Here is a 22,800-nt window from a genome sequence, read left to right as displayed (position 1 = left end):
GAGAGGGCTGACTCATCGCCCGAGGACTCATTGCGGGCAGCTCCAACTCCCCGTAGAACTCCGGCCATGAGAAGACGGATCATCATGTCCATGCTCGCCGGGGTGACCCTCGTGGCGAGCACACTCCTCGGCGAGCCCCCAGCCCCGGCCGCCGCCCCATCCCACACCCTCGCCGCCGAATCCCCCGCCCCGCCCGCCGAGTTCGGCACCGACTGGCACGACCCCCTGACCGCCGCGCCGCCCGTCACCCGACCCAATGACGCGAAGTCCTGCGAGATGACGGTTGCCGAAGCTCAGTTCCGCGACTTCACGCCGTACAAGGGCACGTACGCGCCCCCGCGCGGCTGCGGCGACCGATGGAGCAAGGTCGTGCTGCGGCTCGACGGCAAGGTGAAGGGGCGGCAGTTCGACCGGCTCGGCTATCTGCACATGGGTGGCGTCGAGGTCTTCCGTACGTCCACCCCGCAGCCCTCGCCGGACGGCATCGAGTGGTCTGTGGAGAAGGACGTCACCCGATACAGCGACACGTTCCGGCACCGCCAGGACGTCGAGATGCTCATCGGGAACGTCGTCGACGACACGTACACGGGCATCATCGACGTCAAGGTGACGCTGACCTTCTACGAGGGCAGGCCCGCGGCCACCACCCCCGACCGCGTCCTCACTCTTAAGGACGGCACCCTCACCACGCCCCGTAACAGCGAACGCATCGTCGCCGAGGTGTACGCCACGGGTTCCGGCGGCGGCTGCGAGGAGTACTGGTATCTGACGGTGCCCGATGCCGCGCCGTACTCCTGCAAGGCGGACGACGGCCCCTACCGCGAGGTGCAGATCAAGGTCGACGGCCAACTGGCGGGCATCGCCACGCCGTTCCCGACCGTGTGGACCGGGGGCTGGTCCAATCCCTTCCTCTGGTATGTGATTCCGGGGCCGCGCACCTTCGACATCAAGCCCATCGAGTACGACCTGACACCCTTCGCGGGGCTGCTCAACGACGGCCGTCCGCACCGGATCGAGGTCTCCGTGGTCGGCGTTCCGGAGGGGCAGTCCGGCTGGAGCGCCCCGGTGAACGTCCTCGTCCAGCAGGATGCCAAGACTAGGCAGGTGACCGGAAAGCTGACCGCGCACAAGGCGGGCGACCTCGCCAACTCCTCGACGTACACGCCCGGTTCTGAGCACCGGCTGGACACCGAGGCCGGCCACGGGTTGACCGTGTCCGGGTACGTCGACACCTCCCACGGCCGCGTGACGACCACCGTCAGGCGATCGCTCGCCCATACGTCCCTGCACCGCTGGACCGACGGCGAGAACACCGACGCTCTGAAGGCGAACTGGACCGACGACGAGACGGTCACCGTCGACGGACGCGGACCGGCGACGTCGACCCGCACGCACCGGACGTACACGATGGACGGCACCACGACCCTCGGCGCGGGCGACCGGCTGCGGACCGTCATGTCGCTGGGGGACCAGGCCGCCGTCGTGGAGACGCGCGGCAGCCGGCGCACCGACTGGTACCGGCTCGACGACAGCTACGTGGGCGACGCGACGTATACGGCGAATGTGCCGCGCGACCAGCGGCATGCGGTCGGCACGACGAGTGAGCGCTACCGGTTGTACGGACAGGGCGGTTGCTTCGACCGGAGTGTGATCACTGTGCAGGGGATGGTCACCGAGGACCGGGAGCGCTGCTGAGTCCAGAGCCTGTGTGACGTGTCACACCCTCCATCATTTACATGGACGTGACACGGGTGTTGTCGGCGGTAGCAAACTCCCCCGATAGTGATCGACGCGGAAGCGCTTTTCCGCATCCCAGAAGTCTCATTCGGAGGAGTGCCCGTGCCGCCGTCTGTACCGTCCCCTACGCGACGCGTCGCACGCATACTGCGTACCTCATTGTTCGCCCAGGTCGCCGTCGCCCTGGTGCTCGGAATCATCGTCGGAAGGTTGTGGCCCGACACGGCCACAACCTTCCAGCCGCTCGGCGACGGTTTCATCCGGCTCATCAAGACGGTGATCTCGCCGCTGGTGTTCTGCGTGGTCGTCGTCGGCATCGCCAAGGCCGGCAATCTGAAGGCCTTCGGGCGGATCGGGCTCAAGGCCCTGATCTGGTTCGAGGTCGCGTCCACGGCCGCCTTGCTCATCGGCCTGATCGCCGCCAATGTCGTTGCCCCCGGCTCCGGCATGAACGTCGACCCCTCGCAGCTCGACACCTCGGCGGTCGACGACAAGACCGCCGGCGGTTCACTGCCGTCGACCACCGAGTTCATCCTGGAAGCGCTGCCGCAGAGCGCGATCGGCGCGTTCGCGGAGAACTCGCTGCTTCAGGTACTGGTGCTGGCCTGCCTCGTCGGTGCCGCGCTGCTGCACCTCGGCCACACCAAGGTTCCCAAGATCCTGCCCGCCATCGAGCAGGCCCAGGAGGTCATCTTCGCGATCGTCGGCTTCGTGATGAAGCTGGCGCCGCTCGCCGTGTTCGGCGCGATGGTCCACCTGGTGGGGGAGTACGGCCTCGGGGTGATGAAGACGTACGGCAAGCTCATCATCCTCTGCTACGCCGTGGCCGCGATCTTCCTCGTACTGCTCTCCGTCGCGCTGAAGCTGGTCACCGGGCTCAGCCTGTGGAAGTTCGTGCGCTACACGCGCGAGGAGATGCTGCTCGCGCTCGGTACCGCCTCCAGCGAATCCGTCCTGCCGCGCATGATGCAGAAGCTGCGGCAGGCGGGCGCCCGCGACGACGCCGTGGGCCTGGTGCTGCCCACCGGCTACTCGTTCAACCTCGACGGCGCCTCCATCTATCTCTCCATCGGCACGCTGTTCATCGCGCAGGCCGTCGGCGTGGACCTCAGCCTGAGCCAGCAGATCACCGTGGTCCTGGTCCTCATGCTGACCAGCAAGGGCATGGCCGGCATCCCCGGTTCGGCCTTCCTCGCCCTGTCGGCGACCGCATCCTCGCTCGGCGCCATACCCGCCGGGGCTGTGGCCCTGCTGCTCGGCGTCGACCGCATCATGGACTCGATGCGCGTCGTCACCAACCTGCTCGGCAACTGCGTCGCCGTGTTCGCGGTGTCGAAGTGGGAGGGGGCGCTCGACACGGAGCGGGCCAAGAAGATGCTCGACGGTGAGATCGCGTTCGTGGAGGAAGACGAGGCCGACGAGAACACGCCGAAGAAGGAGGCGCCTGCTTCCGAGAGCGCGTCGGGGACGGGGAAGCCCTCCTCTGAAGGCGAGGCTCCCGAGGGTGCCGCTGTCGAGAGCACCGCTCCCGAGGGCGCCGAGGTCAAGGCACCGGCCAAGTAGCCCGCGGGCTAAGTGAGTTGAGAGAGCATGGCCCGGCGTGCATCGCATGCCGGGCCATGCTCTGTTCAGTCCTCCACCGCGGGCATCCCGTCGACCAGTGTGTCCAGCAACCCGCCCAGTACCTTGCGCTGTTCGTCCGTCAGCGGAGCCAGGATGTCCTCCGCCGCGGCCCGGCGCGCGCCGCGCAGCTCGCGCAGTGCCCGGCGTCCGTCGTCCGTGAGCTCGATCCGTATCACCCGGCGATTGGTCGGGTCGGGTACGCGACGCACCTTGCCGCTAGCCTCCAGACCGTCGACCAGCGTCGTCACGGCCCGGGGCACGACCTCCAGACGCTCGGCCAGATCGGCCATGCGCGGCGGCGAGGCGTAGGGCGCGAGGGTGCGCAGCAGCCGTGACTGGGCCGGGGTGATACCGAGCCCGCGCTCCTGAAGATGACGCTTCTGGATGCGGTGCACACGACGGGTCAACCGCAGCAGTTGCTCGGCGAGCACGCCGTCGGCGTCGGGGGTGTTCATGCGGGAACAATATCAGGACCTTGTGCATTGTGAGTATAGGTAACAATGAGCTACGCTCCATCAGTCGACTTCGTCCCACACCCCGTAGGAGCCCATGCCTTCCGACACGCTCACCTGGACCCCGCCACCTACCAAGCCCGGAGAGCCGCGGCAGGTGCGCCGCATCCTGAAGCTCTTCCATCCCTACCGCGGCCGGCTCGCCGTCGTCGGCCTGCTCGTCGGCGCCGCGTCGCTGGTCTCGGTCGCCACGCCCTTCATGCTGAAGGAGATCCTCGACACCGCGATCCCGCAGGGCCGCACCGGCCTGCTGAGCCTGCTCGCGCTCGGGATGATCCTCAGCGCCGTACTCACCAGCGTCTTCGGCGTGCTGCAGACCCTCATCTCCACGACGGTCGGGCAGCGCGTCATGCACGATCTGCGCACCGCTGTCTATGACCGGCTGCAGCGCATGTCGCTCGCCTTCTTCACCAGAACGCGCACGGGTGAGGTCCAGTCGCGTATCGCGAACGACATCGGCGGCATGCAGGCCACGGTCACCTCAACGGCCACCTCGCTGGTCTCCAACCTGACCAGCGTCATCGCCACGATCGTCGCGATGGTCGCCCTGGACTGGCGGCTGACGGTGGTCTCGCTGCTCCTGCTGCCGTTGTTCGTCTGGATCAGCCGCAGAGTCGGCAACGAACGCAAGAAGATCACCACTCAACGTCAGAAACAGATGGCCGTGATGGCCGCCACCGTCACCGAATCACTGTCCGTCGGCGGCATCCTGCTCGGCCGCACGATGGGCCGCTCCGACTCGCTCACCCGGTCCTTCGCGGACGAGTCCGAGGGTCTCGTCGACCTCGAAGTGCGGTCGAACATGGCGGGACGCTGGCGCATGGCCGTCATCTCGATCGTCATGGCCGCCATGCCCGCCGTCATCTACTGGACCGCAGGGCTGGCCATGCAATTCGGCGGCCCCGCCGTCTCCATCGGCACGCTCGTCGCCTTCGTCTCGCTCCAGCAGGGCCTGTTCCGGCCGACCGTCAGCCTGCTCTCCACCGGTGTGCAGATCCAGGCCTCGCTCGCCCTGTTCCAGCGCATCTTCGAGTACCTCGACCTGCCCATCGACATCACCGAGCCCGAGCGCCCGGTCCACCTCGACCAGATCAAGGGCGAAGTCCGCTTCGAGGACGTCGAGTTCCGCTATGACGACAAGAGCGCGCCGATACTCGACGGCATAGACATCACCGTCCCCGCGGGCGGCAGCCTCGCCGTCGTCGGCGCCACCGGCGCCGGAAAGTCCACGCTCAGCTATCTCGTGCCACGGCTGTACGACGTCACCGGCGGCCGCGTCACGCTCGACGGGGTCGACGTACGGGACCTGGACTTCGACACCCTCGCGCGCGCGGTCGGCGTCGTCTCCCAGGAGACCTACCTCTTCCACGCCTCCGTCGCCGACAACCTGCGCTTCGCCAAGCCGGACGCCACCGACGAAGAACTGCACGCCGCCGCGAAGGCCGCCCAGATCCACGACCACATCGCGTCCCTGCCCGACGGCTACGACACGATGGTGGGGGAACGCGGACACCGCTTCTCCGGCGGCGAGAAGCAGCGCCTCGCCATCGCCCGCACCATCCTGCGCGACCCGCCCGTACTGATCCTCGACGAGGCGACCAGCGCCCTGGACACCCGCACCGAGCGCGCCGTACAGGAGGCCATCGACGCCCTCTCGGCCAACCGGACCACACTCACCATCGCCCACCGGCTGTCCACCATTCGGGGCGCCGACCAGATCGTGGTCCTGGACGCCGGGCGCGCGGTCGAACGCGGCACCCACGAGGAGCTGTTGGAGCACGAGGGCCGTTACGCCGCACTGGTGCGCCGGGACGCCCAACTGGAGCCAACAAGATGAAGATATGCCGGGTTTACACCCTTATGCGGGTTAGCGTGCCCGCATGCAGACCCACACCCCGCCACGGAGAACGATTCGACTGACGCGCCGAGGCCGGATCGCCCTCATCGCGACCGGAGCCGTCGTAGCGGCCACCGCCGTGGCGGTGCCGCTGCTGAGCACGGACGAAGCCGAGGGGCCCCAGCACGTGGTGATCCCGGAGGGCTGGCGTGCCCGCCAGGTGTACAAGGCCGTCGACACGGCCCTCGCCCTGCCCGCGGGCACCACCAAGAAGTCCCTGGACAAGGCCCGTCTCAAGCTCCCCGAGGACGCGAGCGGCAATCCCGAGGGCTACCTCTTCCCGGCGACATATCCGATCGACGAGAAGTCGACTCCGGCGTCCCTGCTCTCGTACATGGTCCATACGGCGAACAAGAAGTTCAGCGGCGGTACGGTCACCGCCGGGGCCGAGCAGAACGCCATGAACGTCTATCAGACCGTCACCGTCGCGAGCATGGTCCAGGCCGAGGCGGACACCAAGGCGGACATGGGCAAGGTGGCGCGCGTCATCTATAACCGCCTCGTTCGCGGTATGCCGCTCCAGATGGACTCGACGATCAACTACGCGCTGAACCGCAGCACGCTCCGCACCAGCGAGCGCGACACAAAGCTCAACAGCCCGTACAACACGTACCAGCGGATGGGCCTGCCACCCACGCCCATTGCCAACCCCGGCGAGGACGCGATGCGCGCCGCGGTCAGTCCGCCGCAGGGCGACTGGCTGTACTTCGTCACGGTCAAGCCGGGCGACACACGCTTCACGGCCGACTACGCCGAACACCAGAAGAACGTCGCTGAGTTCAACCGAAACCGCCAGAGCGCGTCCGCGTCCCGCTGAGCCCCGGCTCGGGGAGACTCACGCGGCGACCGGCACCTGAGCCAGCAGCCGGCGGATGTCCCGTACCGCCGAGCGCCCGGCACGGTTGGCGCCGATGGTGCTGGCCGACGGCCCGTACCCGACCAGATGGATACGCGGATCGGAGACCGCACGCGTCCCCTCGACTCGGATGCCACCGCCCGGCTCACGCAGCCGCAGGGGTGCCAGATGGTCGATCGCCGCGCGGAAACCGGTCGCCCACAGGATGACGTCGGCGTCCACGCGACGGCCGTCGTCCCATTCCACGCCGTCCGGAGTGATCCGGTCGAACATCGGCAGCCGGTGCAGCACGCCGTCGTCGATCGCCTGGCGGATCGTGTCGTTGAGCGGCAGCCCGGTGACCGATACGACGCTCTGGGGCGGAAGCCCCTTCCGGACCCGTTCCTCGACGAGCGCGACTGCGGACCGCCCCGTGCCCTCGTCGAAGGGTCCCTCGCGGAAGACCGGCGGTCGCCGCGTCACCCACGTGGTCTCCGCCGCGTACGGCGCGATCTCCATCAGATGCTGGGTGCCGGAGGCGCCGCCGCCCACGACGATGACCCGCTGCCCGGCGAACTCCTCGGGGCCGGGGTACTGAGCCGTGTGCAACTGCCGCCCGCGGAACGTCTCCTGGCCCGGATAGCGGGGCCAGAACGGCCGGTCCCAGGTACCCGTCGCATTGATCAGCGCCCGCGTCGACCAGGTCCCCGCCGAGGTCTCCACGAGCAGGCGCCCGCCATCGCCCTCGCGTACGGCCCGCACGTCGACGGGGCGCCGTACGCGCAGGTCGAAGGTTCGCTCGTAATGGTCGAAGTACTCCGCGATGACCTCGGAGGACGGGCGGGCCGGGTCAGCGTCCGTCAGTTCCATGCCGGGCAGTGAATGCATCCCGTGCACCTTGCCGTACGTGAGCGAGGGCCACCGGAACTGCCATGCGCCGCCCGGTTGGGGCGCATGGTCCAGCACCACGAAGTCCCGCTCGGGCTCGAAGCCGGTGCGCCGCAGGTGATAGGCGCTGGACAGTCCGGCCTGCCCGGCGCCGATGACGACCACATCGATCTCTCGTGCCGCGTCTTGTACCCCGATTTCGTTCACGCTTCTACTAACTCAACCGGAGAGCGGGATCTTCCCGTCGGCGCCCACTCGCGACAGACTCCAGCCAGATCGGACGTACGGGCATGGGGTGGCACGGAACTGATGCGCCAGGATTGACCCATGTCCGATGCCTTCACCACCCGCGTACTGAACGTCGCCACCGGCTCCACGGAGAGGATCGTCGACCTCACCCACGAATGCGAGGCCTTCCTCGGGGAGGCGGCGGGCGACCGTGACGGCCTGCTGAACATCTTCGTACCCCACGCCACCGCCGGAGTCGCGATCATCGAAACCGGAGCGGGCAGCGATGACGACCTCCTCGCCGCCCTCCGCGCCCTGCTCCCCGCCGACGACCGCTGGCAGCACCGCCACGGAAGCCCCGGCCACGGCCGCGACCACGTACTCCCCGGGCTCGTACCTCCGCATGCCACGCTGCCGGTGCTGGGCGGCCGCCTTGCGTTGGGGACTTGGCAGTCGGTGTGCCTGGTCGATACGAACCGCGACAATCCAGACAGGCAGGTTCGGTTGTCGTTCCTTGGCTGAGGGCCGGGGTGTGGCGACTGCAGGCCTCATGCCCCGCCGCTTCCTGAGCCTCGACATGGACAGGCTGCCACCAGGAACCGGGCGCCCGGCCCGCGGATGAGGCCGGGCGCCACCGGCGGCGCCTGCAACGCGGTGCCGCCGGTGCCGCCCGCTAACGGTCCAGCCGCACCGGGTCGCCCGGCGCGCTGCGGCGGACGAGCCAGGCTTCGGTGATGTGGGTGAACATCGCCTCGGCCGCACCGCTCGGGTCGTGGGCGGCGATGCGCTCGTACACGCGGCGATGGCCGTGGTTGGACGCGATGCACATGGCGCGCTCGGGCCGGCCCATGTACCGCGCGGTGTTGACGACTTGGCTCTCCAGTGCGCGTATCACCCCACGGGCGATGCGGTTTCCCGACGCCTGCATGATGACGTCGTGGAAGGCGCGGTCGTGCTCCGCGTATGTGACGTGGTCGTCCACGAGTTCGTCCATGCGGTCCACCAGTGTGCGCAGCTGATCCACGACGTCCTGAGTGGCCAGCCGGGCGGCGACGTGCGCCATGTCGGACTCCAACAGCCGCCGTGTGACCACGAGGTCGTCGAGGAGCTGCAGACTCTCGTCCTGGTCGATGCTCGCCGCCAGGACGTGCTCGTCGAGCATGTTCCACTTCGCCGGGGCGGTCACCATGGTGCCGGCCCCCTGGCGGACCTGCACCAGTCCCTTCTCCTGCAGGATCTTCACGGCTTCCCGGATGACGGTCCGGCTCACCGCGAAGGCCTCGCAGAGAGCGGGCTCGGGCGGAAGCGGCGTCCCCGGCGGGTGCTCCCCGCGAACGATGCGCCCCACCAACTCAGCCGTGACCGCCTTCGCAAGGTTGGTCGGCCGTCGTGCCCAGGCGGGAGGCGCCGAACTGCTCTCGGCTGCTGGCTGCGTTGCCGTCATGGCTTCCTCCGGTGGTCCCGCGACCACGCGGGCGACTCGAGGCGCCATCATACGCGACAACCATTGACGTCATACGTCATACGAGTTACGTTTCCGGATCATCGGCGGGCGGAGAGTCCCCGCAAGGCAACGGAGAGTGATCGGCATGAAGCGGCGAGCACTGTGGGCGGCCGTCCTGGTCGCGGCGATGACGCTGTCCGGCTGCGGCAGCGCGGGATCCGGCTCCTCTTCCGACAACGCGGACGACAAGCTCGTGGTCTGGGACTGGAAGTCCGGCGAGGAGTCGGCCGCCTCCTACATCAAGCAGGCGAAAGCCGACTTCGCCGAGAAGCACCCGGATGTGAAGGTGGAGTTCGTCGCCCAGCCGTTCGACCAGTACTACACGTTGCTGGGCACGGCCATTCAGTCCGGCAAGGGCCCCGACGTCATGCTCTTCAACGGCGGCGGTGAGATACGCGACCGTACGGACGCCCTCCTGCCCCTCGACGACTACGTGGCCAAGGACAGGAAACGGCTGGCGGGTTGGGAGGCCTTCACCGCGCAGGGCAAGGTCTATGCCGCGCCGGTGACGTTGCAGGGGCATCCGGTCTACTACAACAAGGCCCTCTACAAGGACGCCGGTCTCGACCCCGAACAGCCGGCGACGACGTGGCCGGAGTTCCTCGACGACTGCAAGGCCATCGCCGAGAAGACCAAGGCCAGTTGTCTCTCCCTCGGGAACAAGGAGGGCATCGGCATCCAGTTCTTCCTCTCGGGACTGGGGCCGGGCGTCCTCACACCGCAGGAGTACGACGACTGGATCGCCGGGAAACGGGACTGGAACTCACCCCATGTGCGACAGATCTTCGAGCTCTGGAAGGAGGCCGAGGACGCCGGCCTGAACAACGACGGGGCCAACTCGACCGCGCTGTTCAACGACGCCTTCGCCCGCTTCCAGTCCGGTGAGGCTGCCCACATCGTGGGGCTCATGTCGGACGTGGGCCACTGGAAGGACTTCAGCGAGTTCCTGAACCCGGACGACATCGGCGTGATGCGGGCTCCGCTCGTCAACTCCGAAGCCGACCCCGCCCTTCCGTACGACGGCGGTATCGGCTACGGGGTCGCCGAGTGGACGAAGAAGCCGAAACTGGCCGCGGACCTGGTGCGCTCCCTGACGTCGAAGGACGCTCTCAAGGCGTTCTACGCCGACGCCGGCGCGGTCGCATCCGACAGCACCCTTGACGTGTCGGGCGGCGGCCAGGCCCTCACCACGATCGTGTCGGAGATCAAAACCGGCAAGCCCGCCCTGCACGTCGCGCTGTCCTCGAAGACGCTGGATCTGATGGGGAGGCTGTCCCAGCAGATCCTGAGCGGATCGACCAGCGTCGACGACGCCTTGCAGAAGCTGGCCGACTCCGACCAGAAGGGCTGAACCCGTGCCGCTCCGGGGTTCGCCCTCGTCGGTCCGCCCGGCTGATACCGGGCGAATCGACAAGACGCAGGCAGGGCAGCGCACGCGCCGTACGGATCCCGGGGTGCATGCACCGCGGCGCATCAGTGGGCAGCGGGCCGAACGCCTCGCGCCCTACGTCCTGCTGGCCCCGGCCATCGCGATCGTCGTGGCGTTCCGCCTGGTCCCGCTGCTCATGGGCGTCAACTTCTCCTTCACCGGCGACGGCGAGCGCGACGGAACCGCGGTGGGCCTGGACAACTACGCGGAACTGTTCCGGGACCCGCTCTTTCGCACAGCCCTGCAGAACGTCGGACTGCTCGTGCTGCTGCTTCCGGTGGCGGTGGCGATTCCCGGCCTGCTCGCGACGTTCATCTATCTGCGCGTGCCCGGGCACCGGATCTACCGCAGCGTCTACTTCTTTCCGGCCGTGCTCTCTCCGGTGCTCGTCGGCGCGATCTTCAACCTGCTGCTGGCCTTCGACGGCCCGCTCAACGCGGCTCTCGGGAACACCGCCATCGACCCCGTCGACTGGCTCGGCGATCCGGACCTCGCCATGTTCACGGTGGTCGGCGTTCACGTCTGGGCGACGTTCGGTATGGCCCTGGTCGTCTTCCTCGCCGGGTTCTCCACCCTGGACGCCTCACTCCTCGACGCCGCCCGGGTCGACGGCGCGTCGCTGCCTCAGGTGATCTGGCACGTGATCGTCCCGGGCCTGTCCCGCACCATTCAGTTCGTCTTCGTCACCACCATGATCGGGATGCTGACATCCATGTTCGGCCTGCTCTACGTGATGACCAGCGGCGGCCCGGAGGGGGCCACCTATCTGCCCGAGTACTACATCTGGGTCCAGCAGGGGGAGATGAACCGGCCGGCGCTCGCCTCGGCCGCCTCGACGGTTCTCTTTCTCCTGATGCTCGTGGTGGGGCTCGCGCAGATCGCGCTGCTCCGCCGCGCGGGAAGGGAGCACTGATGCGCCGCGTGCGCCTGCGTGTGTGGGCGGTCGCCGTCCCGATGGCCGCCCTGGCAGTGGCGACGATCTACCCTCTGGTGTTCACCGCCAACGTCGCCATGAAGACCCGGCACGACTACATCCTCGACCGGTTCTCCCTGACGAATTCCCTGTCCTGGGACAACATCGCCACGGCATGGACGAGTGTCGGCCTGGGGCGGTACTTCGCCAACTCCGTCATCGTGGTGGCGTCCGCTGTCGTCCTCCTGCTGCTGATCGGCTCGATGGCCGGCTTCGCGCTGAGCCAGCTGCGGTTCCGGGGCTCACGGGCCCTGTTCCTGTGCTTTCTCGCGGCGCTGTTCATCCCGTTCCAGGTGATCATGGTCCCGCTTGCGCGGGTCATGGCGGACAGCGGCCTCATGGACACCTATCCCGGGCTGATCCTCGCCTACGTCGCGCAGTTCCTCCCGTTCACGATCTTCCTGATGACGAGCTACTACTCCGGGATCCCGGGCGAGATCATGGACGCGGCCAGGATCGACGGGAACACGACGTACGGCGTCTACCGGCGGATCATGCTGCCGATCGGCCGCCCGGCTCTGCTGTCGGTCGGCATCCTCAACGCCCTGTTCTGCTGGAACGACGTGCTCATCTCCCTGCTGATGATGCCGTCCCCCGAACATCGCACCCTCATGGTCGGAGTCACGTCACTGCGCGGTCAGTACTCCGACGACATCCCCACCTTCGCCTCCGGGGTGCTGATCGCCGCACTGCCGGTCCTCGTGCTCTACCTCTTCTTCCAGCGCCAGATCGCCGACGGGATCACCGCCGGTGCCACGAAGGGCTGACATGCGGATAACCGGGTTTCGCACTCTCACGACCGTCCACGAATGGGGTCGGCCCATCGGTGACGCCAACGGCGTCTACGCCGACGGGGTCACTCCGGTCCCGATCATCCTGGTGGACACCGACGCGGGCATCACCGGCGTCGGACTGGGACCTCACATAGAGGTGGACGCCGTCTTCTCCGCCATCGACGGCGAGGACCCGCGGTGCGTGACCGCGCTTTACGACCGCATGCTGCGGCACACCTTCAAGGCCGGCCACGCCGGAGCCCTCTTCGGAACCATCGGTGCCCTCGACACCGCCCTGTGGGACATCAAGGCGAAAGCAGCGGGCGAACCTCTGTGGCGCCTTCTGGGGGGAGGCGACCGGAGAGTCCCCGCCTACGCATCGGCCCTCGACATCGCCCTCAGCGACGACGAACTGGCCCACGTCTACCAGACCTACGCCGAGCACGGCCTGCGGGCAGCCAAGCTCAAGGGCGGTCTGGACGTCGAGCGGGACCGCGACCGGTTGACCCTCGTACGGGAGGTCCTGACCGAGGCCGGACGGGGGGCGCGACCGGCCCTGATGCTGGACGCGAACGAGACCTGGACCCGCAAGCAGGCGGTCCGTCACGTCGGGGAACTGGAACGCACACTCGACCTCACCTGGGTCGAGGAACCCGTCCGGCGCTGGGACGCCGAAGGAATGGCTGCCGTCGGACGGGGAATCCGGGCTTCCGTCGCCAGCGGGGAGAACCTCAGCGGCCTTGAACAGTACCGGCCGCTGCTGGCCCGGGACGCGGTCGACATCGTCCAGTCGGCGGCGGTCTGGGGCGTGACCCACTTTCTTCGGGTCGCCGCCCTGGCTCACGCCCACGACCTGCCCGTCAGCCCGATCGGCGACACTCCCGTAGCGCTCCTGCACGCCGCGACGTCCGTGCCCAACCTCATCGCCGCCGAGCTGCAGAACCTCCAGCCGCCCCTCGGCCTCTCCCTCGACCTGCACGTCGAGGACGGTGCCTTCGTCCTCGGCCACGCGCCGGGCCTGGGCATCGAGGTCGACGAGGAAGCGATAACGGCGTCAGGGCGTCAGCACACCGCTGCACCCGAAGGTCCCGGCATCCGGCCCGATCACGCAGGACGACGACTGCTCACAGCAGCCGACCGCCACACCGGCCCGCAGCAGCACCACCCCGGTCCTCCCCGGTTCCTCGTACCGCACCCCGTCAACGAAGTGCCGCGCACCGCCGGACCCTGACCGGCCCGGACCACCCCACCGCGAAGAAAAGGACGTAGCCATGCACTCGCTCCTCGCACGGCCCACAAGAACGTCCGTCGTGGCGACCGCCGCGACCCTGGCCGCCGGACTGCTCGCCGCCCTGCCCTCCGACGCACACGCCGCTCCAAAGGGATACAGACTCGTCGTCGCTCCCACCGGCGCTCCGCGCGCCAGCGACCACGGGCCAGGCACGGTCAAACGGCCGTTGAAGACCCTGGCGGAGGCGCAGCGCCGGGCACGGGTCCTCGCTGCCCGAGGCGACGGCGACGTCACCGTGAACCTCCTGGGCGGGACCCACCGGCTCACCTCGCCGCTGCGCTTCGGCGCAGCCGACTCCGGCCGCCGCGGGCACACGGTGACCTGGAAGGCCGCGCCCGGAGCGAAGCCGGTGGTGAGCGGCGCGGACCCGGTCACCGACTGGGAACTCGACGACCCGGACAAGGGCATCTACAAGGCACAGGTCGGCACCGGCTTCGATACCCGTCAGCTCTACGTCGACGGCGTCCCGGCACAGCGCGCGCGCCTCGCGCTGAACCGGTCCGACATCTCGCTCAACCCGACCGGCTTCACGCTCGACAAGCCGGACCTGGATCACCTGGCCACGCTGCCGAACCAGAAGCGCATCGAACTCCAGGCGATGCTGTCGTTCACCAACCGCTTCGCGCCCGTGGAGAGCATCTCCGGCTCCAGGGTCGTGATGCAGCAACCCGCCTGGGACAACAACACCTACGGATACGACACCATCCAGTCCCCGTTCCGGACGCCGAAGTTGTGGCTGCTGAACTCCAAGAGCTTCCTCGACGAGGCCGGAGAGTGGTACCTGGACACGACGGCCGGCACGCTGTACTACAAGCCGCTCAAGGGACAGGACCTGGAGAGCGCACAGGTCGAGCTGCCGCGCATGGAAACGCTGCTCGAGGTCGGTGGCACCGACGACGAGCCGGCCCATGACCTCCGGTTCCAGAAGATGACCTTCACGGGCACCACGTGGCTGCACCCCAGCTCGCCCAACGGATACGCCAACCAGCAGACGGGCGCGTTCATCACCGGCGTGCAGCCCCATCGGCCCGCCGATGCCTTCACGTCATGTGCCGTCGGCTGCAAGGGATTTGAGGGTGCACGCAACAACTGGGCACAGGCGCCCGCGGCCGTGCAGGTATCGGCGGCGCATGACATCACCTTCGCCGACAACCGCTTCGTCAACCTCGGCTCCGTCGGGCTCGGCATCGGCAACGACGCCAACGCACACGCCACCGGCGTCGGATTGGGCGCACAGAACATCTCCGTCACGGGCAACACGTTCACCGCGAGCGCCGGCGGCGGCATCGTGGTCGGCGGAGTGCGTCCCGACGCGCACCACCCGTCGGACGAGCGCATGATCAACCGCGACATCCTGATCGGCAACAACCGCATCTTCTCCACGGCGCTGGAGTACCTAGACCAGGACGGCATCTTCGCCAGCTACGCCACCCGGCTGACCATCGAGCACAACGACGTCTCCGACATGCCGTACAGCGGCATCGGGATCGGCTACGGATGGGGTGCCAACGATCCGGGCGGCAGCCCTGAGTACATCGCCCGCGGACTGTACGACTTCCAGCCGATCTACGACACGCCCACGACCCTGACGGACCTGGACGTGGTGGGCAACCACGTGAGCAACGTCGTACACACGCTGTTCGACGCCGGCTGCATCTACACGCTCTCCGCCAACCCCAAGGGCACCATCAAGGAGAACTTCTGCGAGAAGAGCGGGCAGCTCGGCCTGTACTTCGACGAGGGATCCCGCTACATGACCGCGAACCGCAACGTCTTCCTGAACACCGCGAGTCAGTGGGCGCACGCCAACAACCAGAACAGCAACCTCACCGGCGATCAGACCCTGATCGGAAACTACGCGACCAACCCCAACATCACCGGCCTCGTCGACGGCCAGCGCGGCAACGTCGTACGGAACAACACCATCTTCACCAGCGACAACATCCCCGCAGAGGCGCGAGAGATCATGTCCAACGCGGGCGCGGCCGACACGAAGCGTGGCCGCACCGAAGAATGAGGGTGCCGACGACCATGTCGACATGGTGACCTGACCGTTGTTGATCACCGTCACCCTCACCGTCACAGGCGGACGACACCCGGCCGCGCCCTCTCGCCGCATCCGCGCACGCACCGGGACGAGTGGGCGCAGCCGGGTCTTCGCCCCGGCCCTTGCGGATCGGGTGGCGCGATCGGATCGCGGACTACGTGGACCCGTGGGCCGATGCGCGAGCCTGCCGCTCCTGGCTGGCCCTGGCGGGCGCTGCCGACCGCCGCTGCACCCTTGATCTCGTTCCCGCACTGAGGCGGTTTACGACGCCCAAGTTGCTGATCTGGGGCGAGGACGACAGGCACAAGAAGGTGGAGTACGCCGAGCGGTTCGCCTAGTGAGCTGTTCTTGAGTTCGTGGTTCGCCACATGTGTCGTTTCTCGTTTCAGATCTAGGCTGTCTGCTGCGGCTGACCGAGCGGGGGCGCTGTGCTGGTTGATCGTCCCCACGAGCGTCGGAGCGAACAGAATCGCCGCCCAGCTGGAGCTCTTCTCGAAGTTGTCCACCACGTGGTGTTGACCTGGTGTTATGTGGTTTCTGCGTCCCCGACCTGCGCGGATGCTTCTTTGAGTGTCTTTGAGGTTTGTGCCGGGTGACGCAGTCGGTTCTCCCCAACGCCGCCATGCTCCCCAGATTCTCCCCAAGTGGGCCCGTCTTACGGACGCCTGCAAAGAGGTAGTCAGTCCGTCGGGCGCGCTGCTGTAGGCACGCTGAGTGACTGCGGAAGTTGGGCTACGCGGAGGGGGCACGCCAGCAGGTTCTTGGTCTGCTGGTGGTACGCATGAAGGGACCGTGCGTTGACAACCGGGCGACTCCGCAGCTCCAGCCGTTTGATGGCTTTCAGGGCGGCCTGCCGGTGTACCGACACAGGCGCTGGGCATAGAGGCGACCCCGACGCCGCCATTGTCACGCTCCCCTTCTCTTGGCCGTCCTCCGTCGCGGTTCGTGGTCCTTCCCCGTCGCCGGGGGACGGGTTCAGCAATGCTGTCAACCGACGTCGAAGAGATTCGGCAGTCGGAGGAGGTAACGGGTGCGGTCGTGGCGTTTGAGCGCCTCGAACTCGGGGGCCCGGTACAGCGGGGTGACGGTGCATCGCTCGGCGACCGAACCGATCCCGTCCAGCAGGGCGTTGACGGCCTGCCGGGCCGAGGTATTGGCGCCTTCCATGGTGGCCAGATCGATGGGCACGGCCACATAGTCGCCGGACAGGAAGAGGTTGGGGATCTTCGTGGCCGACCGCGGGCGGTGGTGGAAGGTCCCCGTCGGATGGATGAGCAGCTGTTCCTCGTTGACCGGGTTCGGAGTGCCGAGTCCGTCCACGGCGGGATCGAGGAACCAGGAGTGCAGTACGGAGTCCTTCAGGACCGTACGGCCGGTGTCGTTGAGTGCCGCCTTCAACTGCGCCCACACCTCGCGGGCGACTTCGGTGCGGGTGCACTGCTTGGCCGTCTTGCCGTACAGGATGCCCGGCTGGTCCCACTCGGAGACGTCCACGGACAGGCAGTCCGCGACCGTGCCGTCCCCGAAGTCGGCGGGGAAGTCGTGGCCCGGCCAGTGCTGCGCCTGGGCGATCGCGGTCAGCGACCAGGGGGAGTCGATGAGGTCGAGGTGGCCGTGCAGGATCGGTGTACGTTCGGTCAGATAGAACTGGATGCCGGTCATCCAGTCCGTCTCCAGCCGGTCGCACTCGGCCAGTTGGGGGTCGGCGGCGCGCACGTCGGAGTTCCAGGTGCGGCGGGCGTGCTCGACCGGCATGGCCGAAATGTAGTGGTCGGCGGTGACGGTCCGGCGGGCACCCCCCGGGTCCACCATGACAGCCCCGGCGATCCGGCCCGCGTCCAGAGTCAGGTCCCGTACGGTCCAGCCGATGTGGAACTCGACCCCGAGTGACTTCAGGTACGTCACCCAGGGGTCGATCCAGGCTTCGTTGGTGGGCGCGTTGAGGATCCGGTCCAGCGGTCCGTCCGCGCCCCGCCCGAGGAGGTTGAAGGCGAAGGCCTCCAGCAGGGTGGCGACCGTACGGGTGCTGGCCTCTTCCGCCTTGGTGGCCACGATGTTGCGGGTGATGCCAACGGCGAGGATCCGCTGGTAGTCGTACGACATCCGTCCGGCCCGTACGAACTCCCACCACGGCATCTGCTCCCAGGCGTCGTCGCGGCGTTCGTCGCAGCTGGTGAGGAAGACAAGAAAGCGGTTGGCGAAGTAGAGGGCCTCGTGGAGGGGGAGGTTGAAGGCGGTGTCCAGAACCGAGGTGAGGGCGCGGCGGATCTCGTCGGGGGTGAGTTCGGCCGGGGTGTTGCCGGGCCAGGGAAGCGGGATCCGGATGTCCTCGCGGCCGCCCGACCGGGCGAACAGCATCTCCTTGGGGGCGACGAGGTTGTCGTGGACACCGTTGGTGTTGCCGGGGAAGGGGATGCGCCGCATGGTGTCGGGCAGGTTGTGGTATATGCCGGGGATGAAGCGGAAGCCGTGCTCCCCGGGCAGCGGTCCGCGGCCGCCCGTGCCGGTGCCCGGTACGTCCATGCTGCGGGCCTTGCCGCCCAGCGCCTTGCGTTCGTAGACCGTGACGCGGAAGCCGCGTTCGGCGAGTTCGTGCGCGGCCGTGAGCCCGGCGACGCCCCCGCCCAGTACGGCCACGGTCTGTGGGACGGCGCCGTTCCGGGCCGCGGCCCGCTGGGGCGTTCCGAGGGCGACCCCGCCGCCGGCGGCCGCGGCTGTGCCCAGGAACCCTCTGCGTGTGGTGCCGCCCATGCCTACCCCTTACCATCGGTAACCATTGGCGCACGAGGATATGAGTGACGCACCAATCTCGGAAGGCGACCGACGAAGCTTGGGTCACTTTGGCTTGATGCCGCATCACTTCGGCGACACGCCACGGCGTGTGAAGGCCTTGCTGGTCACAAGTTGGACCAGGAAGCACCGGACGCCTGGCCGGCATCGGCCACCTCACCGGGCCCGACCTGACCTTCCGCCGCCCCAGCTGCTGCCTCTTCTACCGCACTCCCGCGGGCACGAAGTCGGGGACTGCTGCCTGGCCCGATGAATCAGTCGACGGCCGGGGTACCAGGGGGCGCGGCTGGGCAAGGCGCCTAGACCCGGGGCCCTGCCTGACAGGAGCGGCAGACGGACGTCCCCCGCCCACGTCCCTGGCCAGAACCCGAACCGGAGCCGTCCTGCTGACCGCCCTCGCCGGAGCCCTGCCGCCACCCCGCGATGTCCGCCCCGCTTCCGGTCCTCCACGTGAGACCGGGCCGACCCGCGCGGCGCAGTTGGCCTGGCGTGCGGTGTCCCGGGGGTAGAGGTAAGACTGACAGGGAGCCCGGCGGCACGGGCCCAGGGATCGCGCTGCCGCCGGAAGGAGCGTCCGGTATGCCTGAGCGAGAGACCCGGACCGGGAACGGCTGGCAGGACTGTGTCAGTGCTGCGCCTGGTGGGCTGCTCGATCTGCTGCGAGTGGCAGCCCTCGTCCTGGGGAGCGACGGCCGGATCGCGCTGTGGAGTCCCGAGGCCGAGTCGCTGCTCGGCTTCTCCGCCGCAGAAGCACTGGGCCGGGACGCGGGCGCGCTGCTGGTGGCCTCGGAGAACCGGTCCCGGGCTCGCGAGCTGTTCGAGCGCGTGCGCACCGGGGCGCGCTGGGCGGGAGTCTTTCCCATGCGGCACAAGGACGGCTCGTCGCGGTGGGTGGAGTTCCGCACCATGCAGCTGCGCGATGCACGCGGTGACATTCATGCCCTGGGCCTGGGCGCCGACGCCGAGACCGTACGGAACGTGGAGCGGGACCTGGCCCTGTCCCACATTCTGGTCGACCAGTCGCCGGTGGGTATCGCGGTGTTCGACACCGATCTGAGGTGGGTGGGTGTCAATCCGTCACTGGAACGCATCAACGGCGTCCCCGAGGAGGCCGTGCTGGGCCGCCGCGTCGGCGAGGTGCTGCCGGCACTCGACGTTCAGGCCATCGAGTCGCGGATGCGGCAGGTCCTTGAGACCGGTGAGCCACTGCTGGATCAGCAGACGATCGGCCGCACGGTCGCGGACAGTGACGATCACGCCTACTCCGAGTCCTATCGCCGGATCGAGGACCCGAACGGGCGTGTGCTGGGCCTGGCGATGGCGGTACTCGATGTCTCCGAGCGACAGCGGGCGGCGGCCGAGGTTGCCAAAGCGCGGGAGCGCCTGGCGGTCATAGCCGACGCCAGCGTCCGCATTGGCACCACGCTGGACCTTCGCCAGACGGCATCTGAACTCGCGGACGTGGCTGTTCCGGAGCTTGCCGACCTCGCGACCGTCGACGTGCTCGACTCGGTGGTCCACCCTGGCGGCGCGGCCGCAGTGCGGGCGGACGACTCCCTCGACCTCCGGGCGCTCGCCTTCAAGGCCGGCCATCCCACCGATGCGATCAAGGCCGCGGGTCCAGTCGGCGAGCCGGCGTCGTACAGCTCGTCACGGGTGATCACCCAGTGCGTACGAGAGGCGCGGCCGATCCTGCTGCAACACGTGAACAACACGGCGCTACGGCGTATCGCCAGGGACCACTCCGCCGCCGAGGCCCTGCGGCAGGCCGGCGTCCACTCCTATCTAGCCACTCCGCTGATGGCCCGCGGCGAGGTACTGGGCACTCTCAGCCTGTGCCGCACAGTGAACCCCCGGCCGTTCGACGACCAGGACCTCACACTCGCCACCGAGCTGGCCGCACGCGCCGCCATCTGTATCGACAACGCCCGGGTGTACGGGCGCGAACGGGCCACCGCGCTCACCCTTCAGCGCAGCCTGCTCTCCCAGGAGCCAGTGCCCCAGGGCGGCATCGAGGTCGCCTCCCGCTATCTGCCTGCGATCAGCGAAGTGGGTGGGGACTGGTTCGACGTGCTGCCCCTCAAAGACGGCAAGGTCGGCCTGGTCGTCGGCGACGTGATGGGCAAGGGCGTACACGCCGCAGCGATCATGGGACAGCTCCGCACGGCCACCCGCGCCCTCGCCCGACTCGACCTCCCTCCGGCCGAGCTGCTGCACCACCTCGACGACATCGCCGCCTCCCTCGGCGACTCCGACACGCTGGCCACCTGCCTCTATGTCGTCTGCGACCCAGGGCGCAGCCGATGCGAAGTCTCCCGCGCGGGCCACCTGCCGCCAGTACTGGTGGACCCGGACGGGAAAGCCGCATTCCTGGACATCGCCGGAGGCGTGCCACTCGGGGTGGGTGGAGTGCCGTTCAGCGCCGACGAGTGGGAACTCGCCGAAGGCACACTGCTCGCACTGTTCACGGACGGCCTGGTGGAAAGCCACGCAACGCCCATCGACGCAGGACTGCAGACCCTGCTACGCCTGCTGGACGACACCCACCTCCCCCTGGAAGAGACCTGCGACATGCTGCTCGGCGCGCTGAGCCGAGAGCCGGATGACGATGTGGCGCTGCTCCTCGCCCGGCGCAGGAGTTGATTCACATCGGCGGCGGTGGTGGCACTGCTCGAGCCGCCGTGGCGACATCGCAGTAAACTGAATCCAATTCAAGTGCTCGGTAGTCATACCGTGCAGATGTGGTGACCATGTCCCGGCGCTTCGGTGACGACGCCCAAGGTAATGGCCTGTTCAGGGCCAAATTCTCACATTCCCTGCCCACGCGCATTGTCTCCACTTCGGCTTTCTGTCTCCGCTTATCAAGAAAACCCGTGTATCAGGGCTAGCTGTACTGAGTTCAGTTCTGTACCGTCCCGGGCGTCGGCAAGGTACGGGACCGTGCCGTGGGAAGGAGAGCCGGAGGATGAGTGCCACTCAGCAGCCCGCCAAATCAGGGGAGGAGTCAGCGGCGTACGAACCGCGTACCGTGCGCCGCGCGATGCTCGCCGGGAGTCTGGGCACCCTGATCGAGTACTACGACTTCAGTGTCTACGGCTATCTCGCCGTAGTGATCGCTCCTCAGTTCTTCCCGAGCGACGATCCGGCGGCCTCGCTTCTGGCGGCGCTCGCGGTGTTCGCCACCGGCCTCGTGGTGCGGCCGGTCGGCGGCGTCTTCTTCGGGTGGCTGGGTGACCGATGGGGGCGTCGCAAGGCGCTGGTGTCCTCGGTGCTGTGCATGGGAGTGGCCAGCAGCATCACCGGACTGCTGCCGACCTACAGTCAGATCGGTGTGGCCGCCGCCGTGCTGCTCCTCCTCACCCGGCTGGTGCAGGGCATCTCGACGGGCGGCGAGTCGGTCGGCGCCTACACCTACATCTACGAGTCGGCGCCGCCCAGTCGCAGGGCCTTCCTCGGTGCCGTCACGCCCATCGGGTCCAACCTCGGGTTCATGTTCGCCGCTGCCACGGCCGGGGTGATCTCCGCGCTCGCCACCAAGGACCAGATGGCCGACTGGGGCTGGCGGCTGCCCTTCCTGATGGCCGTGCCGCTGACGCTGTTCTGCCTGTGGGCGCGGCTGCGGATTGAGGACACCCCGGAGTTCGAGGAGGCCGCACGTCGCGCCGACATCCCCACGGCTCCGATCCGGGAGGTCCTGTCCACCCATCGCGCGGCGCTGCTGCAGTCCATCGGACTGTCCATGGCGCAGGGCGGCGCCATCTTCCTCGGCCTGACGTATATCGGCATCTATCTCACCAACGATCTGGGGTACGACTCCACGCAGGTCCTCTGGCTGAGTGCGGGCGTCGTGCTCGGCACCGTGCTGCTCATGGTCCCGGCCGGATGGCTCTCCGGCCGGTTCGGCTCCCGTCGAGTCCTGCTGTTCGGGATGCTGGGATTCCTCGTGACGGCCTATCCCGCGATGATGCTCATGGGCCGGGGCAGTCTGGCCTTGGCCGGGCTGGCCTACATGCTCTTCATGCTGAGCAGCGCGTTCGTGCAGGTTCCGGCGGCCAGCTTGTGGCCGCATCTGTTCGAACGCCGGGTCCGCTACACCGGGATGGCCATCGGGTACAACATCGGCACCGTGCTCGCGGGCGGCACAGCTCCGTACATCGCAACCTTCCTGGTCCAGCGCACCGGGATCCTGCTCTCCCCGGCGTTCTTCGTCATGCTGGTCTGCCTGATCGGAATCGGCGCCCTGCTCACCGTCCGCAAGGACGTATGACGCGGG

At 68.1% G+C, this 22,800-nt stretch carries 17 protein-coding genes; 13 read left to right on the top strand and 4 right to left on the bottom strand.

The genetic code is table 11. From position 1 onward, the window contains the following. The first annotated feature begins 66 nt into the window (after positions 1-66). Positions 67-1,695: a peptide-N4-asparagine amidase gene (locus ACQEVY_RS02635; RefSeq protein WP_432944361.1), complete on the top strand. Its 1,629-nt coding sequence runs from the start codon at positions 67-69 to the stop codon at positions 1,693-1,695. A 144-nt stretch (positions 1,696-1,839) separates the two neighbouring features. Further along, positions 1,840-3,300 carry a cation:dicarboxylate symporter family transporter gene (locus ACQEVY_RS02630; RefSeq protein ID WP_432944359.1) on the top strand — a complete coding sequence of 487 codons (1,461 nt, stop codon included), beginning with the start codon at positions 1,840-1,842 and terminating at the stop codon, positions 3,298-3,300. Between the two features lie 65 nt (positions 3,301-3,365). Here ACQEVY_RS02630 and ACQEVY_RS02625 read toward each other — a convergent pair whose 3' ends face one another. Then, positions 3,366-3,815, bottom strand: a complete 450-nt coding sequence (locus ACQEVY_RS02625; protein ID WP_328766443.1) for a MarR family winged helix-turn-helix transcriptional regulator — start codon at positions 3,813-3,815, stop codon at positions 3,366-3,368. A gap of 94 nt (positions 3,816-3,909) precedes the next feature. On the opposite strand from ACQEVY_RS02625, the gene ACQEVY_RS02620 reads away from it, so the two are divergent. Both ACQEVY_RS02620 and mltG read left to right on the top strand, forming a co-directional pair. Beyond that, positions 3,910-5,709, top strand: a complete 1,800-nt coding sequence (locus tag ACQEVY_RS02620) for an ABC transporter ATP-binding protein (protein ID WP_432944356.1) — start codon at positions 3,910-3,912, stop codon at positions 5,707-5,709. Between the two features lie 43 nt (positions 5,710-5,752). Beyond that, complete coding sequence (gene mltG / locus ACQEVY_RS02615) at positions 5,753-6,586, top strand: endolytic transglycosylase MltG (protein ID WP_432944354.1); 834 nt, start codon at positions 5,753-5,755, stop codon at positions 6,584-6,586. 18 nt (positions 6,587-6,604) lie between these two features. Here the strand turns inward: mltG and ACQEVY_RS02610 are convergent, their stop codons facing one another. Next, entirely contained in the window at positions 6,605-7,699 is a 1,095-nt protein-coding gene (locus tag ACQEVY_RS02610; RefSeq protein WP_432944352.1) for an NAD(P)-binding domain-containing protein, read from the bottom strand. Positions 7,700-7,819: 120 nt separating this feature from the next. On the opposite strand from ACQEVY_RS02610, the gene ACQEVY_RS02605 reads away from it, so the two are divergent. Next, positions 7,820-8,242: a YjbQ family protein gene (locus ACQEVY_RS02605; protein ID WP_432944350.1), complete on the top strand. Its 423-nt coding sequence runs from the start codon at positions 7,820-7,822 to the stop codon at positions 8,240-8,242. A 151-nt stretch (positions 8,243-8,393) separates the two neighbouring features. Here the strand turns inward: ACQEVY_RS02605 and ACQEVY_RS02600 are convergent, their stop codons facing one another. Further along, positions 8,394-9,164 (bottom strand): FadR/GntR family transcriptional regulator, encoded by a 771-nt coding sequence (locus ACQEVY_RS02600; RefSeq protein ID WP_432944348.1) that lies wholly within the window; start codon positions 9,162-9,164, stop codon positions 8,394-8,396. A gap of 145 nt (positions 9,165-9,309) precedes the next feature. Here ACQEVY_RS02600 and ACQEVY_RS02595 point away from each other — a divergent pair, with 145 nt between their 5' ends. From ACQEVY_RS02595 to ACQEVY_RS02570, 6 genes are all read left to right on the top strand, one after another. Further along, on the top strand, positions 9,310-10,575 hold the full coding sequence (locus ACQEVY_RS02595; RefSeq protein ID WP_432944346.1) for an ABC transporter substrate-binding protein: 1,266 nt from the start codon (positions 9,310-9,312) through the stop codon (positions 10,573-10,575). Positions 10,576-10,678: 103 nt separating this feature from the next. Then, a complete protein-coding gene (locus ACQEVY_RS02590) occupies positions 10,679-11,566 on the top strand; it encodes a carbohydrate ABC transporter permease (RefSeq protein ID WP_432944344.1) in 888 nt (295 codons plus the stop codon). Further along, positions 11,566-12,393 (top strand): carbohydrate ABC transporter permease, encoded by an 828-nt coding sequence (locus ACQEVY_RS02585; RefSeq protein WP_432944342.1) that lies wholly within the window; start codon positions 11,566-11,568, stop codon positions 12,391-12,393. The genes ACQEVY_RS02590 and ACQEVY_RS02585 overlap by 1 nt, the downstream gene beginning before the upstream one ends. A 1-nt stretch (position 12,394) precedes the next feature. Continuing rightward, positions 12,395-13,630, top strand: coding sequence for a mandelate racemase/muconate lactonizing enzyme family protein (locus ACQEVY_RS02580; RefSeq protein ID WP_432944340.1), 1,236 nt, complete (start codon positions 12,395-12,397; stop codon positions 13,628-13,630). Between the two features lie 40 nt (positions 13,631-13,670). After that, positions 13,671-15,707, top strand: a complete 2,037-nt coding sequence (locus ACQEVY_RS02575; protein ID WP_432944338.1) for a right-handed parallel beta-helix repeat-containing protein — start codon at positions 13,671-13,673, stop codon at positions 15,705-15,707. A 152-nt stretch (positions 15,708-15,859) separates the two neighbouring features. Beyond that, positions 15,860-16,075: an alpha/beta fold hydrolase gene (locus ACQEVY_RS02570; RefSeq protein ID WP_432944336.1), complete on the top strand. Its 216-nt coding sequence runs from the start codon at positions 15,860-15,862 to the stop codon at positions 16,073-16,075. 649 nt (positions 16,076-16,724) lie between these two features. Here the strand turns inward: ACQEVY_RS02570 and ACQEVY_RS02565 are convergent. Beyond that, a complete protein-coding gene (locus ACQEVY_RS02565; RefSeq protein WP_432944334.1) occupies positions 16,725-18,488 on the bottom strand; it encodes a hydroxysqualene dehydroxylase in 1,764 nt (587 codons plus the stop codon). Positions 18,489-19,106: 618 nt separating this feature from the next. Between ACQEVY_RS02565 and ACQEVY_RS02560 the strand changes: the two genes are divergently transcribed. Both ACQEVY_RS02560 and ACQEVY_RS02555 read left to right on the top strand, forming a co-directional pair. Further along, entirely contained in the window at positions 19,107-21,170 is a 2,064-nt protein-coding gene (locus ACQEVY_RS02560) for a SpoIIE family protein phosphatase (protein ID WP_432944332.1), read from the top strand. A 322-nt stretch (positions 21,171-21,492) separates the two neighbouring features. After that, positions 21,493-22,794, top strand: coding sequence for an MFS transporter (locus ACQEVY_RS02555; RefSeq protein WP_432944330.1), 1,302 nt, complete (start codon positions 21,493-21,495; stop codon positions 22,792-22,794). Positions 22,795-22,800 lie beyond the last annotated feature (6 nt).

The organism is Streptomyces sp. CA-288835, assembly GCF_050936385.1.
Lineage (GTDB): Bacteria > Actinomycetota > Actinomycetes > Streptomycetales > Streptomycetaceae > Streptomyces.
This window is presented reverse-complemented; position numbering and strand designations above follow the sequence as displayed.